We start from the raw sequence: 14,653 nt of genomic DNA, 5'->3' as shown, positions 1-14,653 counted from the left end.
TCGTCTCGATCCGGTCGCAACCGCGAACCGAATCGGCCGTAGTGCCTCCTGCTACGCCCGGGTGGCGTCAGGCGACGACGCGTGAGCGAGCACTGCGATATTGCCGAGCACCCCGTTGTGTTTCTTGGTGCGATTGGTCAGGCGCCATCCCTCGGATGTGCGGATCCACGAATCGTGATAGTCGCCCAGCGTTCGAAAGAACTGTCCCGCGAGGTCACCTGCCCCGAGGTGCATGTCGGCGACGTATGCCCGACTGGTTGCGGTGTTCTCGTCGATCTCGATCAGGACGTTGCCGATCATGTGTTGAGTCGGGCCGCAGTCGTCGAGGAAATTGCGTAGGAGGGCGATGATTTCGGTTGCCGATCTCAGGGGCCCGGTACCGAAGTCGCCGGTGGCTTCGGGCACGGCGATGTTCTCGATAACTGCCCAGTCGCGTTGGTCCATCGCGCGAGCGATGCGCACGATAGCGCGGTAGATGTCCCGCTCGTCCTTGCTGTCGGTGAGCACAGCCGGCTCCTTCTGCTCCGAGGTGCCGGCCACGCGACCGACGTGATCGGTGGCGAACATAACGGCCGTCACACCTGTTTGGATGGCGCATCTCCCACTGGGAGGGACATATCCTCCGAGACCGTGCGGCCGGTGCGATTCTCCCCGCCGTGCTGCTCCGCCACCGCCCGCTCGGAACCCTTCCGCTGAGCGGGAGATCGAGGCTTTGCGTCCATGCGGGCATCTCTATCCTGAACGGGAAATGCGGGGGGCAAACCATTTAGCCCGCTGAGGTCCGTCGGCGGCGAGTGATCGTCCGGCGCGCAACGAGGAGGAAGCCATGCCGCTGAGCGGCGAGTACGAACCGAGTCCGAGCGACTGGGTCAGTGGACAAGTGGCTGCGTACGAAGCAGGCAGTGGGGCCGAGGCGTACGAATTACAGGGTATGCCTGTGGTGATCCTGACCTCGGTGGGCAGGAAATCGGGAAAGCTCCGGAAGACACCGCTCATGCGAGTCGAGCACGATGGCGTGTACGCCGTGGTTGCCTCTCAGGGCGGCCTGCCGAAACATCCCGTGTGGTATTTCAATCTGAAGGCGAACTCGCATGTCGAGCTGCGAGACAAGGAGTCGGTCGGCGACTACCTTGCCCGCGAGGTCACAGGAGAGGAACGCGCCCTCTGGTGGAAGCGTGCTGTCGCCGCGTACCCGCCGTACGACGAATATCAGGAGAAGACCGCTCGCACAATCCCGGTCTTCGTACTCGAACGGTCCGACCTTCCTGGCTAGGCAATGAGCCCGGAGCGATCTCGAACTGCGTTGTGAGCGGGAGGGTGTAGTTCCGAACCAGGGCACCACGATCACGCCGGCCGACCGTGATTGTGGTTCCCGGGCAATCTCCCGACTGGTGGAACCCGACCTGGATCGGCCGCTGTTCCGGACATACCGTGCGCGGATCACCGTCATTGCTGTGACATCCAACGTAGAGAGGAGCTCCCGTGACGACCCGCGAGCGCCATCCGATGGTCCCTGTTGCGCCGCCGTCCCTGATCGAAGACTTCTACACTCCCGAGGAGATTTCGACGCTCTTCGCGGTCGTCCGCGAGAACGGTCCGTGGCGTTTGATTCTCGCGCAGCACTTTTCGTCGACCGAGGAGTATCTTGCGATATCGGGCGGCAAAGACCGCAAGCCCGACGCGCAGCTTTCCGACTTCGTCGCGCCGGTATTCCGCGGGTTCCTTGCCAACGAGGGTGTCGTCTTCCATCCGGAACTGCACGACATCTATTTCGGTCGCAAGCTACTCGACACCGCCCGGGGGCTTCACGGCGCGAAGTACGGTATGGCACATGATCTTCTGTTCAATCTGTGCGGCCCCTCGCACAGCTTCGATGCAGGACACTTCGACACCGCCGTGTTTCGCGGAATGGGCTTGTTCAACACACCGATCTGGCTCCTGGCGATCATGTCGAAGTGTGGGCTGTTCGACGAATGGGAGGTCAAGTCGGCGCAGATCCTCACCTATTTCAACAAATCCGACATCGACGGTGGCTTCACCTACTGGCCCGACGGCCCTGACCGTGCTCCCGCTCGGTTTGCCTCACCGTTCTGGAATACCGCGTTCCTCACCGACAACTCCCGGATGTATCACCGCCGTGAGTCCAACGGTTCCAGGGACCAGCGGGACTACCCAGGGCTGGAGATCACCTCCGAGTTGCACTCCATGCCCGGGGGGCACTGGTCGATCCGTAATGGAGACAAAGAGATCAGAAGATTCGGTGACGAGGACACCCGCATGCTCGTCCACTACACCGCATTGTTGTTCGATGATCTCGACGAGGTTCGGCGCTTCCAGGACCACACCGACGACCTCACCCCGGATAAAGTCTTCGAGATGTTGATCGACGACATGTGGTCTCAGGGTACTGAAGTGGTGGAGCCGGGTGACCCGATGAACGACACCGCCTTCGTTGCGCAGTTGACCGAGTTCTACAAGATGGCCCCGAGCCAGTACCCGGTTGAGGCGCCGCTCGACGTGCGTTGAGTCGCGGTAGCCATCGAAGACGTCGAAATGCCGCCCTGCATCGACGGGCTGGTCGCCGGCAGCAGCTGGATCGGGCCATGGAGGACATGTTGTGGTGGACCAACGGCCCGGTCGAAGAGCACCTGCACGGGTACGGTCACTACCACGAGGAGTACCGGAAGGTCGACGGCGTGTGGCTGATTGCGTACCGGAACCTCACCCGTCTGCGCGTCGACCACACGCCGGCCTTCTTCGATTACCGATCCTGATTCTCTGACAGCCGGGTGCGGGTGTGCCCCGCCCACTTGCCCGGATTCCGGCCGTCCACAACCGCAGACAAGCGAGGCTCCATGAACGACTCGGCCCCCACGCCCGGCGATCTCGCTGCTCTCCTTGCGGCATGGTGGTTCCACTACGACGAATGGAACCCTGCGGCATTGCGGGCGCTGATGACCGACGACATCTCCTTCAGCTGTGCGAGCGACACCGGGGCCACCGATTACGAGGACTTCATTCGCGCCGATCTGCACGGCGTGGACGACGTCATGTCGTGGAAGGAAAACCACCGGAGCAACAGTCCGTACCCGCTGCGGCACAATGGGACCAACGTCTTCCCGACCGGTAGCGAGGATGGAGAGCTCTCCTTCACGTCCTATATTTTCGTCACCAAGATTGTCGACGGCAGACCCCACAACGTTTCGAGTGGTGTGGTGCGCGGCGCGGTGCGAGCGACGGCGGCCGGTCTGGCTTTCAGTCGCGTCGACGTCGTACTGGATACGCAGGACTCGGTGCGCTATGCCGATCACCCCGTCCGTGCAGCCGCGGCTGAGCACTGACCGATTCGCGCTCGGAACGGAACAGACTGTTCGTCGTACGAAGGGAGTGCGTGTGCCGTTGTCACCGGATGCACAGCGAGTTGTCGATGCGTCGGCCGCCCGGATGGCGAAACCCATGCATCAGACACCGGTCGGCGAGTTGCGCGCCTTACTGGCGGCAGGCGCAATTCCGGCGACCACGCCCATCCACCACCGAGAAGATGTCGTCGTGCCATCTCCCGCCGGTGGAGTTCCGGTACGGATCTACCGGCCCTCCGGTGACGTGGGGCTTCCGGTGGTGCAGTGGATGCACAGCGGCGGCTTCGCAGTCGGCGGCCTGGACCAGAATGAAGAGTATCTGCGCAAACTCAGTATCGCGGCAGGGGTGGTTCTCGTGTCGGTCGATTACCGGCTGGCGCCAGAGAACCCGTACCCTGCTGCACTCGACGATTGTCGATCAGTGTGGGAGTGGATCAAATCCTGGCCCGGCGACCTGGGGACCGCAGACGTCGACCGTGTCGCTCTGGCTGGTGAAAGTGCCGGAGGAACTTTGGTATTCACCCTCAGTCAACAGCTGAGGGATCGGGGATTGCCGCTTCCGACGGCGCAGGTTTGCCTCTACGGAACCGGGACGATGCGGATTACCAACCCGGAACACGAGACGGTGTTGTTGTCGCCTGACGACTGTCACTGGTTCTGGGATATGTACGTACCGGACCGGGCCGCGCGCGACTCGCCGTATGTCGATCCCGGCGCGGCTGCCGACCTGAGCGGCCTTCCGCGCGCCTTCGTCGCCACCGCCGAAATCGATCCGACTCGGGACGGCACCGAGGAGTACGCGTACCGACTGCGGGCCGCCGGTGTCCCGGTGGAACTGCGACGCTACGAGGGCATGATGCACGGCTTCGCCACCATGACTGCGGCGCTGGCCCCGGCCGGGGATCTTTTCGAGCGGATCGTGGACTTTCTGACCCGCGTGCTCTCCCCTGCGGTGTGGATGACCGAGTAGCGCACCCAAGCGCGTGGCCGGGACGAGACGCTCGTCATCGGCCGGACGATCCTGCAGCGGCCAAGGCTCCGTGGCCTGAGCGCTGCCGACTCGTGGCTCGAGCTGCTCGGGTAAGGAAACTGTCCGCTCAGCGGGAGGCCCCCATCCGCCGCGTTTTTCGGAACTCTATCGTCCGTTACGAAATCTGTTGTGACGCAGTTCACGCCCGAAACCGTACTCGTCACGCCGGCGAACCCCACCGTGACCTGTGTCCGGTCGCCCTCACTGGAAGGTTCCACATGACCGATGTAGTTGCCGACACCGCCGCCGCAGTCGCAGAAGCCGGCGCGCGCATCATCGAACCCCGAAAGATCGCGAGCGGCTTCTCGTGGCCGGAGTGCCCCCGCTGGCACGACGGCACCTTCTGGTTCACCGACATGTACACCGCGACACTGAAAACCCTCGATGCCGACGGCAATGCGACGGTCGTGGTCGACGCTACGGCTCGCCGCGCACATACCGATGTTCCGGTCACCCTCGGCGGTTTCGGGTGGCTTCCTGACGGTCGGCTCATCGTCACCTCGATGCACGAGAAACTCGTCCTCGTTCACGGCGGCAACGGTCCCGAGGACCTCGAGGTCCTCGCCGACGTCTCGTCCTTCGCGAAGGCGGCGATCAACGACATGGTGGTCGATGCCGATGGTCGCGCATATGTGACGCAGCTCGGATTCGACCTCTTCGCCGGCGACGAACCGGTCCCGTCTCCGATCATCGTCGTGGAGCCCGACGGCACAGCATCGACAGCCGACGAGGTCGGACCCTTGTTGTGCGCCAACGGCATCACGATCAGTGCAGACGGAACGAAGGTCTACACCGCCGAGGTGATGGCGCAGAAGCTCACAGTCATCGATCGTGCCGCAGACGGATCGCTGTCCAACCCCCGCCCGTTCGCCGCCTGCCCGTTCCTTCCCGACGGCATCGGCCTCGACGAGGACGGGGGCGTGTGGGCGGCGATGCCCGGAAGCGGCTATGTGGCCCGGTTCACCGAGGACGGCATGACGGACGCGATCCCGCTCGCGCTGGAAAACGGCGTCGCATCCGCGTGCCTGCTCGGCGGCCCCGACCGCTCGAACCTCTACCTGACCGTCGGTGTCGAGGTCTTCGACTTCGAGAAATCCGCCCGAGAGGCGCTGGGCAGCCTCTGGGTTGCCGATGTCTCCCATCGCGGTGGCGCGACCCGGCCCTGAATTCGCATCGTCACTTCACATTCGAGGACATCTCCCATGACAGCACTGGATTTCTCCGACCGCGTGGTCGTCATCACCGGAGCGGGCCGCGGTATCGGGCGAGCACACGCCGAGCTGCTCGCGTCCCGCGGTGCCGCGGTGGTGGTCGGCGATCTCGGATCCACCATCGACGGTTCCGGAATCGACGGTGACGACCCCGCCAGCGAGGTCGCCGACGCGATCACCGCGGCGGGCGGGCGTGCAGTCGCCTGTTCGGCCGACGTCACCACCGAGGAGGGCGCCGTTGCTCTCGTCGAGGCCGCGATCTCCGCGTTCGGACAGCTCGACGCAGTGATCAACAATGCGGGCATCGTCCGCACCGCACCGTTCGATCAGGTGCCCTACGAGGAATACCAGCGCCACCTCGACGTGCACTACTTCGGCGCGTTGCGAGTGTGCCGCGCAGCGTGGCCGCACCTGCTGAAGTCGCCGGCCGGTCGCGTGGTGAACACAATTTCCCAAGCGATGCTGGGCAATCCGGACATGTCGCACTACGGTGGATCGAAAGGTGCCCTGTTCGGTCTGACCCGCAACCTTGCTGTCGAAGGAATGGCAGGAGGGGTGACGGTCAACGCCATCGCGCCCGGTGCGGGCACCCGCATGGCCGAGGCCGCGGCGGACACGCTCTCCCCGGAAGTGATGGAGTACATGCGCACTCAGCTGCTTCCCGAGCACGTCGCGCCGGTCGCGGCGTATCTCGTCCATCCGAGCTGCACCGTCACCGGCGAAGTGTTCAACGTCGCCGGCGGCATCGTCAATCGGCTCGCCCTCGTCAACACGGCCGGAATCCACGATCCGGCGCTCACCGTGGAAACCGTCGCGGCACGGTTCGGCGAAATCATGGCGATCGGTCCCGATGCGACCCCGCAGGTCATCGCGCCGGCCGAGGTTCCCGTCTCGCCCTGAGCGAGATCCTCACGAAACCGCCTCAGCCCCAGGAGAATTACAGTGAGCTCAACGGAAACATCCACGAACTCCACCAACGAGACGGTGGACACTACCTACCCGTTTGCCCCGGTCGAGCCGAACGAGGCGGCCCGGCGGTATGCGGCCATCGCGGCCGAGCGGCCCATGACCAAGATGACCATGCCGATCGGAGGTGACGTGTGGGTCATCCACCGGAACGCTGCGGCGCGCGAAATGCTCAGTGATCCCCGCTTCGTCCGGGGGCCCTTCCGTACCGGTGAGCGGGCCGTGCCCTACTTCGTGGAGTTTCCGGACTTCCTGAAGTCGACCATCCAGTTCGAGGATCCGCCGCATCACACCAAGCTCCGTAAGCTCGTGCAGAAATCCATCTCCCCGAAGCGCGTGCGCGCTATGCGGGAGTCGGCAGTCGAATTCGCGAATCATCTGATCGACGAGATGGTGGCGAAGGGTGCGCCCACGAACCTGGTGAGCGACTACGCCGTCGCGTTGCCCATCCAGATGCTGTCGAACCTGCTGGGTGTGCCGCCCGAGGACCGCCCGAAGTTCCAGAAGTGGAGCGCGGCCACGCTCGCGGTGGCGAACATGCCCGAAGACGAGGTCGTGCAGAACATGACCGAACTGTTCGTGTACCTGAACGATCTCATCGCAGAACGTCGCAAGAATCCTCGCGAGGATCTCCTCAGTGACCTCGCCAACGCTCCGGACAAGGACGATTCCCTCACCGACGGTGAGATCCTGCCTATCGCGATGATCCTGATCGTCGCCGGCTTCGACAACACCGCGAATTTCATCTGTGCCGGCGTGCTGTCGTTGCTGCGTCACTCCGATCAGCTGAAGGTTTTCCTCGAGGACGTCGACGGTGTCGCCCCTACCGCTGTGGAGGAGGTGCTGCGTCACGGCCGCATGGCCATCGACGACACAGTTGCCGGCGGTGGAGGTCTGGTTCCGTTCGTGGCCACCGAGGATGTCTCGATCGACGGTCACCTCATTGCGAAGGGTGAGGCAGTACTGGTGGATCCAGGGTCGACCAACCACGACGGCATCGCGATCGCCGACGGAGAGAAGTTCGATGTGCGTCGCAAGGAGAACCCGCACCTGACACTGAGCTACGGTCTGCATCACTGCCTCGGTGCTCCGCTGGCGCGGATGGAGATGCAGGTTGCGATCGCCGAACTGTTCAAACGGCTGCCGACCCTGAAACTGGTCGGGGAACCCGTCGTCGACTACGACAACCTCACGACCCCCACAGTCGACCTTCCTGTGAGCTGGTAGCGAGTCGATATGCCGAAGGTCTTCTATACCCAGCCCGACGGGAGCGAACGGGTAATCGACGGTACTGCAGGTGATTCCGTCATGTCTACGGCGGTGCGCAACGGTGTACCGGGGATCGTCGGACAGTGTGGAGGGTCGTTGTCGTGCGCGACCTGCCATGTCTACCTGGCGGAGAGCGATCAGCGGCACTTCGATCCGCCCACCGAGGACGAGGACGACATGCTCGACTGCACCGCGAGCGAGCGCGAACACACGTCACGGCTGTCGTGCCAACTGGTCCTCTGCGAGGGTATCGACCTGCATGTGACGGTTCCAGATGAGCAGGCATGACATGCACGAATCGGTGCGGGGTAGCGGTGTTGTCGCGCGCTCCGAGCAGGGTGCCGAGGGGCCACCACACAGTGTGGTGGTCGTCGGCGCCTCGCACGGGGCGGTTCACCTGGCCGATCAGCTCAGGTTCGGCGGCTACACCGGGGCGCTGACCCTGATCAGTGACGAGGCGCACCTGCCCTACCAGCGGCCGCCGCTGTCGAAAGCCTGGTTGAAAGGCGAGGTGACACCCGACTCGCTGGTGCTGCGCACCGCGGACCATTACCGCGGGAACGGGATCGAGCTGATTCTCGGTACGACGGTTCGCCGGATCGATCGTGAGAACGACGGCGTGGTTGTGCAGATGCGTCACTCCGACGGATCGGACCGGACGCGCACGTTCGATCGGTTGGTTCTCGCCACCGGGGCCCGGGCACGCCGTCTGGAGATCCCCGGTGGCGATCACCGAGACGTGCTGGTGCTGCGCACACTCGACCATGCCCACCGCGTGGCGGAGCGTGTCGGTTCCGGACCGGTCGTGGTGATCGGCGGGGGATTCGTCGGCCTCGAGGTGGCCGCAACCCTCCGTGGTCTCGGCATCGAGGTCACCGTCGTAGAGGCGGGCAGCCAGTTGATGGGCCGAGCTGTCGGGGCGGGGACGGCCGAGTTCCTACTTGCGGCACACCGGAAGATGGGTGTGGACGTGCTGCTGGATACGACTCCCACGGAGATCGTCGTCGACGGTGACCGGATCCGTGCGGTTCGGCTCGCCGACGGCCGCGAGATCGCCGGGACGACAGTGCTCGTGGGTGTCGGGGCGGACCCTCGAACGGAACTGGCCGAGCACCTCGGCCTCGACTGCGAGCGCGGCGTCGTGGTGGACGACCGCTGCCGGAGCTCCGACCCGCGAATCCTCGCACTCGGGGACTGCGCCGTGCAGGAGGGGTGTGACGGCGTCCGGGTGCGCCTCGAATCCGTCGACAACGCGACCGAGCAGGCGAATGCGGTGGCAGCCACGCTGCTCGGCCGCGATGTGCGGGGGCGACCCGTGCCGTGGTTCTGGTCGGATCAGGGCGCGTGGAAACTGCAGATCGTCGGGTTGATCGGTGGAAACACCGATGTGGTCGTCCGGACCGATCCGGATAAGCCGCATCGCCGTGTCGCGCTGTACTTCGAGGACGATGTCCTGGTCGCAGCGGAATGTGTCAATGCACCCGCCGACTTCGTGGCGGTCCGGTCGGCGCTCGCGCGTGGCCGCTTGCTGCCTCGAGATATCTTGGTGGACAACACAGTACCGTTGAAGAAGCTCCTCACGGCGGTGTGTGCGGAATGAGGCACCGGAGCCGGCGCGGCTCGCAGCCGTGTCGGCTGGTTCGTGTCCGGCTACCGCAGGTCAACCGTTCACCTCGGCGAGTGAATGCGCTGGAGGGTGCGTCACGAGTTCGGGCGAGTCGTGTTGCGCAGCAACATGTTCGTACCGGCCTCACCGCCGCGACGATGCTCGTTCATCAGTGCGACGAGGCGCTCGTTGTCCTGGTCGGTGAGCGCGTCGATCATGGCATCGTGCTCTGCTACGACCCGTCGGCGCACTTCGGCATCGAAGAGGTAGGCGGCGTGGTACGGCGTAGCCAGCCGCCACAGACGGCGGATCTCCGTCACGACCAGTCGCAGGCTGGAGCGGTCGAAGATGGCGAAGTGGAAGTCTTGATTCGCCAGACGCATCTCGAGAACATCCCCGCGCACCGCCGCCTCGGCGACGCGGTCACCGAGCGCGCGAATCTCGGTGAGGGCGTCGTCGTCTAAGGCGGGCAAGGTGGCGAGCACCTCGCGTTCGAGCACGCCGCGCATCAAATAGATCTGGTCGAACTCCGACTGTTCGAGCCTGACCACTGCGTAGCCGATGTTGCGTCGGTGTTCGACGAGTCCCTGCGAGGCGAGCTGCCGCAGTCCCTCCCGGATCGGGAGCCTGCTGACACCGAGCCGCTCGGCCATCAGTTCCTGCCGGACCGGCTGACCGGGGAGTAGATCTCCGGTGGAGATCATACGTTCGATCTCGGTGGCCACCCAGTCGGCGCCCCGAACGGACGCGGAGCCACCCGCGTCTGTGACGACCTCGCCGGCCGGTGTCGCTCGTCGACCCACCGTGATCCCTCCTCGTGCCGTTGTCTCGGGCGGCTGACGCACAAGGCTGCGCTCGGTTATGCGCCGCCGAACGCGCCGCCGGTCCTCAAGGCGCCGATGTCGTCCGCGCAGTACCCCATCGCATCGAGGACCGCCTCGGTGTCGGATCCGCGCGGCACCGCTCTGCGGGGGGTGCGTGTCGAAGTCCTACCCAGCTTGATCGGTACGCCCAGGCCACGATAGTCGACGGTGTCGAGGAACAGGCCGCGGTGAACGGTCTGCGGTGCGGTGAGTGCCTGGTCGACGGTGTGGACGGGGCTCGCGGCGACGCCGGCGCGTTCGAGTTCGGCGGCGAGGTCGTCACGGTTCCACTGGGCGATCCGGTCGCCGAGCAGGGCAGCGAGTTCGTCGCGGTGTTGCGAGCGCACTCCGTTGGAGACGAAACGCGGATCGGTTGCGAGTTCCGGGGCACCGAGCGCGGTGACCAGGGAGCGGAACTGCCGGTCGTTGGCCGCGCTGACGAAGAAGTCGCCGTCGCGGGCGGCGAACACCTGGTACGGCACGACGGTGGGATGGAAATCGCCTGTGCGCTGTGGCACCTTCCCGCTGGAGATCCAGTTGGAGGCGTGGGGGTGCAGGAGGGAGATCACCGCGTCGAGCAGAGCAATGTCGACGAGTTGTCCGCGGCCGCTGCGGTCACGTTCGGTCAATGCGAGCAGGATGCCACTGACCGCCATATGTGATGTGACGATGTCGACGATCGGGACGCCGACGCGCAAAGGGGTGCCGTCCGGATAGCCGTTGACACTCATGAGTCCGCCGAAGGACTGCAGTACCGCGTCGTAGCCGGGGAGGCCGCCCATCGGTCCGTCGACGCCGAACCCGGTGATCCGGCAGTACACCAGTCGCGGGTCGGCCTCGGCCAGAACGGTCTCGTAGTCGAACCCCCAGCGGGCCATGGTTCCGGCCTTGAAATTCTCGATCACCACGTCGGCGCCGTCGAGCAGGTGTCGCAGTACGTCGCGACCGGTGTCGGTTCGCAGGTCGAGGCAGATGTTCTCTTTGCTGTGGTTGAGGCCGGCGTAGTATGCGCTGCTCTGTCCACCCTCGTCGAAAGGTGGTCCCCAACCCCGGGTTTCGTCTCCGGTCGGCGCTTCGACCTTGATGACCTCGGCGCCGTGGTCTGCGAGCGTCTGAGCCGTGTACGGGCCGGCCAGGACCCTGCTGAGGTCGAGTACACGCAGCCCGGCGAGCACGCCCTTCCCGGTGTCCCGGTCCGCTGTACGCCATGCCGCGCGGCCGTCGATCACGCGTTCTTCGGAGCCGGACGGTTGCGCGGTATCGCCGGACGGTGCGGATACGTTCACGCCGGGTTCCTGTTCGTGGTCGGTGTGCTGGTTCGTGGGAGTCGTGTTCCGACGATGACGTCCCAGACGTCCACGCCGTCGTCGAGGATCAGGCTCGCCAGGTCCTCGGCCCAGAACCGTTCGGATCCGTAGCGATCGCGCCAGCTCCACAGCGATGTGGTGAATCGGCCCAGTGGGTGTTCGGATGTGGTTCCGATGGCACCGTGAATGTGGTGACCCGTGGCGGCGACCGGGTGGGCCGACGCTGCCGTCACCAACTTCGCGGCCGCCGTCGCCACTCGTGTGTCGCCGGGTCTTTCGTGTGCGGTGATCGCCACATCCACCGCGATTTCCATCATTGTGGTCAGGGCGGCGACCTGCGCGAGTTGTTGCTGGACCGCCTGGAACTTCGCGAGGGGGCGACCGAACTGGGTGCGCTCGGAGGCGTAACGCAGTGTGTAGTGGTGAACTGCGGTGGCCGTCGCGGCTGTGGCGGCCGCGTAGGCGAGAGCGCCGCGGCGGGTGAATTCGTCGAGCGAGATCGGCGAACTCCCGAAGAAGGTGACGGGTACGCCCTCGAAGGTGATGTCGCCGGTAGAGGCGCCGGTCAGGTCGGTGTGGGACGAGACGGTGACGCCGGGTTCGGTGAGCGGCACGGCGGCGACGGACGAGCCTTCGGCGCCGGGTTCCGGTGGGAGGATCAGGACCACGGTGTCCGCGTCTGGGGCATAGGCGACGTCGGTGACCGTGCCGTCGAGCACAACGGCGTTGTCGAGCAGACGGACCGTGCATGCGGGACCGGCGGCGGCGGTTGCGGTCGCCGACGTCAGGGTGTGACCGGCGGTGGCGGAGAGCCAGGTCGCCAGGATTCCGTGCTCGACGAGGGGGGTCAGGGCCCCGCGTTGCGCTGCCACCGAGACGACCGCGAGTGCGTCTGCGAGTGTCGCTCCGCTCCCACCCGCGGTCTCGGGAACTCCGAGGGTGGCGAAGCCGGCATCGCCGAACTGCGTCCAGATCGTCTCGGCCATACCAGGTGCCGGGGTCTGCAGATCGACACCGATGCGGTCGATCATCGACGTGGTCGCCGAGATCAACTCGGCGGTGAACTCGCTCATCGAACCCCCAGTCCGCGGGCGACGATCCCGCGCAGAATCTCGTTGGTGCCACCCCGGAGCGTGAATACCGGTGTGTGCAGGATGCTTTGGGCCAGCATGCGGGCGAGGGGGTCCACTCCGTCGCGACGGACCACGATGTGGCTCGATGCTCGCACGGCCTCGACCAGATCTCCTTCGAAGGTCGAGCCCAGGTCTTTGACCATCGCCGCGAGCACATCCGGTTTACAACCCGCCGACAGTTCGGCCGCGACCTGCAGCGACATTCGGCGTAGTGCCCATGCGCGTGCCGTCAGGGAGCCCAGGGTGTGCCGTTGTCCGGCGGTGGCGCCGGTCTCGGCGAGGCGGGTGGCCCAGGCGCGCAGTAGTGGCATCGTGCTGAGGTAGCGTTCGGGACCGGAGCGTTCGAATGCGAGTTCGCTCATTACTTGGCTCCAGCCGTTGCCGCGGATACCGAGCAGCGCCGATGCGGGCACTCGCGCGTCGTGGAACACCACCTCGTTGAAATGGCTTTGGCCGTCGATACTGTGCAGCGGACGGATCTCGATGTCGGGGTGGGGGAGGTCGACGACGAATTGGGAAAGGCCGATCTGGCGGTCGGTGGGCTGTCCGTCGGTGCGGGCGAGTACCACCATCGCGTGCGCGATGTGCGCGCCGGTGGTCCACACCTTGGTTCCGTTGATCGTCCACGAATCACCGTGGTCGACGGCGCGGGCGCGGACCGCTGCCAGATCCGAGCCGGCATCGGGTTCGCTCATTCCGATGGCGAAGAAGGAGCTGCCCGAGGCGATTCCGGGAAGGTAGCGCTCTTTCTGCTCGTCCGAGCCGTTTGCGAGGATGCCCGGGGCCATCTGACGGTCGGCGATCCAGTGCGCGGCGACCGGCGCACCGTGTGCGAGCATCTCCTCGTTGACGACGAAGCGTTCGAGGGGGCTGCGGCCGTGTCCGCCGTATTCGGTGGGAATCGTCATGCCGAGCCAGCCTCGCTCGGCGACGCGGGTGCTGAATCCCGCATCGAATCCGGTCATCCAGCTGTCGGTGTCGGGGACGAAACCGCCCGAAGCGAGTTCGCCGGCGAGGAATTCGCGCACCTCGGTGCGCAGACCTCCGAACTGCGATTCGATGTCGCCGAGATGCGCGGTCGCGGTGGTGGTCATGCTCGGTCCGGTCCTCGGGACGACCACGCGGCGTTGCCCTTTCTGGACATCGACCACATCTGCACGCCACGCTCGATCTCGAGTGCCGACGACCAGCTGACGACGGGTGGACCGAGTTCGAGGCGAGCGCTGGTCATGACGCGGCGGGTCAATTCGGGATCGGCGGCAGCCGTTCGGACCAGGGCGTCGACCGTTTCGGGAATATCCTCGGCCGCGACCGCCGTATAGGCGAGTCCGCGTGCGACGGCTTCCGTCCCGGTCAGCGATTGTCCGCATGCGGCGAGGGCAATGGCACCGGACCAGCCGAGGGAGCGTCCGAGCAGGGAAATGTGCCCTCCTCCGGGATGGATGCCGCGGGCGAGAAAACCGCTGTCGAGCACGCTGTCCGGTGTGACCACCATGATATCGGCGGCCATCGCGAGGTTCAGTCCGGCGCCGACGGCGCCACCGGCCACCACCGCGACGGTCGGCACCGGGAGGGAGCCGATACGCACGAACGCGCCGTAGACGGCCGACGTGCGGCGGACCGCTTCGGGGGACGCGGGATCGGAGGAGGACGACGCGAGGTCTCGAGTATCGGCGCCGCTGCAGAAGTAGCCGCCGCGGGTATCGACAACGACGGCGCCGATCGTGAGGTCGGATTCGACGAGGTCGCAGAAGGCGGCGATGTCGGCCGCCATCGCCAAGGTGATCGCGTTCTTGCGACGAGGATTGTTCAGAGTCATACGGGCGACGCCGTCTGCAACGGAGGTGAGAATCGGGGATTCCGTGGGGGCTTCGCCCAGCTCCGGATCGGGAGAAGACTGGGTCATGCG

The 14,653-nt window shown here is 65.5% G+C and carries 15 protein-coding genes and 1 pseudogene; 10 read left to right on the top strand and 6 right to left on the bottom strand.

Annotated features, from left to right (window positions below; genetic code table 11):
• Positions 1–51: 51 nt before the first annotated feature.
• On the bottom strand, positions 52–567 hold the full coding sequence (locus RDCOP1_RS17155; protein WP_084722673.1) for a nuclear transport factor 2 family protein: 516 nt from the start codon (positions 565–567) through the stop codon (positions 52–54).
• A 259-nt stretch (positions 568–826) separates the two neighbouring features.
• On the opposite strand from RDCOP1_RS17155, the gene RDCOP1_RS17150 reads away from it, so the two are divergent.
• From RDCOP1_RS17150 to RDCOP1_RS17105, 10 genes and pseudogenes are all read left to right on the top strand, one after another.
• On the top strand, positions 827–1,273 hold the full coding sequence (locus RDCOP1_RS17150; protein WP_072703032.1) for a nitroreductase family deazaflavin-dependent oxidoreductase: 447 nt from the start codon (positions 827–829) through the stop codon (positions 1,271–1,273).
• A 209-nt stretch (positions 1,274–1,482) separates the two neighbouring features.
• Positions 1,483–2,526, top strand: coding sequence for a hypothetical protein (locus RDCOP1_RS17145; protein ID WP_084722672.1), 1,044 nt, complete (start codon positions 1,483–1,485; stop codon positions 2,524–2,526).
• 74 nt (positions 2,527–2,600) lie between these two features.
• Positions 2,601–2,774, top strand: a pseudogene (locus RDCOP1_RS17140) (nuclear transport factor 2 family protein); the annotation flags it as partial.
• Positions 2,775–2,855: 81 nt separating this feature from the next.
• The gene (locus tag RDCOP1_RS17135) at positions 2,856–3,341 is read left to right on the top strand and encodes a hypothetical protein (protein WP_072703029.1); all 486 of its coding nucleotides are present in this window, start codon (positions 2,856–2,858) and stop codon (positions 3,339–3,341) included.
• Positions 3,342–3,393: 52 nt separating this feature from the next.
• Complete coding sequence (locus tag RDCOP1_RS17130; protein WP_072703773.1) at positions 3,394–4,329, top strand: alpha/beta hydrolase; 936 nt, start codon at positions 3,394–3,396, stop codon at positions 4,327–4,329.
• Between the two features lie 278 nt (positions 4,330–4,607).
• Positions 4,608–5,555, top strand: a complete 948-nt coding sequence (locus RDCOP1_RS17125; RefSeq protein WP_072703026.1) for an SMP-30/gluconolactonase/LRE family protein — start codon at positions 4,608–4,610, stop codon at positions 5,553–5,555.
• Positions 5,556–5,591: 36 nt separating this feature from the next.
• On the top strand, positions 5,592–6,500 hold the full coding sequence (locus RDCOP1_RS17120) for an SDR family NAD(P)-dependent oxidoreductase (protein ID WP_072703023.1): 909 nt from the start codon (positions 5,592–5,594) through the stop codon (positions 6,498–6,500).
• A gap of 42 nt (positions 6,501–6,542) precedes the next feature.
• Complete coding sequence (locus RDCOP1_RS17115; RefSeq protein WP_072703020.1) at positions 6,543–7,793, top strand: cytochrome P450; 1,251 nt, start codon at positions 6,543–6,545, stop codon at positions 7,791–7,793.
• Between the two features lie 9 nt (positions 7,794–7,802).
• Entirely contained in the window at positions 7,803–8,123 is a 321-nt protein-coding gene (locus tag RDCOP1_RS17110) for a 2Fe-2S iron-sulfur cluster-binding protein (RefSeq protein ID WP_072703015.1), read from the top strand.
• Positions 8,110–9,435, top strand: coding sequence for an NAD(P)/FAD-dependent oxidoreductase (locus RDCOP1_RS17105; protein WP_231922892.1), 1,326 nt, complete (start codon positions 8,110–8,112; stop codon positions 9,433–9,435). The genes RDCOP1_RS17110 and RDCOP1_RS17105 overlap by 14 nt, the downstream gene beginning before the upstream one ends.
• 101 nt (positions 9,436–9,536) lie before the next feature.
• On the opposite strand, the gene RDCOP1_RS17100 is transcribed toward RDCOP1_RS17105, so the two are convergent.
• From RDCOP1_RS17100 to RDCOP1_RS17080, 5 genes are read right to left on the bottom strand one after another with little or no spacing between them, the layout of a single operon-like run.
• A complete protein-coding gene (locus RDCOP1_RS17100) occupies positions 9,537–10,244 on the bottom strand; it encodes a GntR family transcriptional regulator (RefSeq protein WP_072703013.1) in 708 nt (235 codons plus the stop codon).
• Positions 10,245–10,300: 56 nt separating this feature from the next.
• Positions 10,301–11,590 carry a CaiB/BaiF CoA transferase family protein gene (locus RDCOP1_RS17095; RefSeq protein ID WP_072703010.1) on the bottom strand — a complete coding sequence of 430 codons (1,290 nt, stop codon included), beginning with the start codon at positions 11,588–11,590 and terminating at the stop codon, positions 10,301–10,303.
• Positions 11,587–12,684, bottom strand: coding sequence for an acyl-CoA dehydrogenase family protein (locus RDCOP1_RS17090; protein ID WP_072703007.1), 1,098 nt, complete (start codon positions 12,682–12,684; stop codon positions 11,587–11,589). Before RDCOP1_RS17090 ends, RDCOP1_RS17095 begins: the two co-directional genes overlap by 4 nt.
• Complete coding sequence (locus RDCOP1_RS17085; protein ID WP_072703766.1) at positions 12,681–13,838, bottom strand: acyl-CoA dehydrogenase family protein; 1,158 nt, start codon at positions 13,836–13,838, stop codon at positions 12,681–12,683. The genes RDCOP1_RS17090 and RDCOP1_RS17085 overlap by 4 nt, the downstream gene beginning before the upstream one ends.
• On the bottom strand, positions 13,835–14,650 hold the full coding sequence (locus RDCOP1_RS17080) for an enoyl-CoA hydratase-related protein (protein WP_072703003.1): 816 nt from the start codon (positions 14,648–14,650) through the stop codon (positions 13,835–13,837). Before RDCOP1_RS17080 ends, RDCOP1_RS17085 begins: the two co-directional genes overlap by 4 nt.
• Between the last annotated feature and the right edge of the window lie 3 nt (positions 14,651–14,653).

Source organism: Rhodococcus coprophilus NBRC 100603, assembly GCF_001895045.1.
Lineage (GTDB): Bacteria > Actinomycetota > Actinomycetes > Mycobacteriales > Mycobacteriaceae > Rhodococcus > Rhodococcus coprophilus.
The sequence above is the reverse complement of the archived record's forward strand: the minus strand, read 5'-3'. Positions and strand labels throughout refer to the sequence as shown.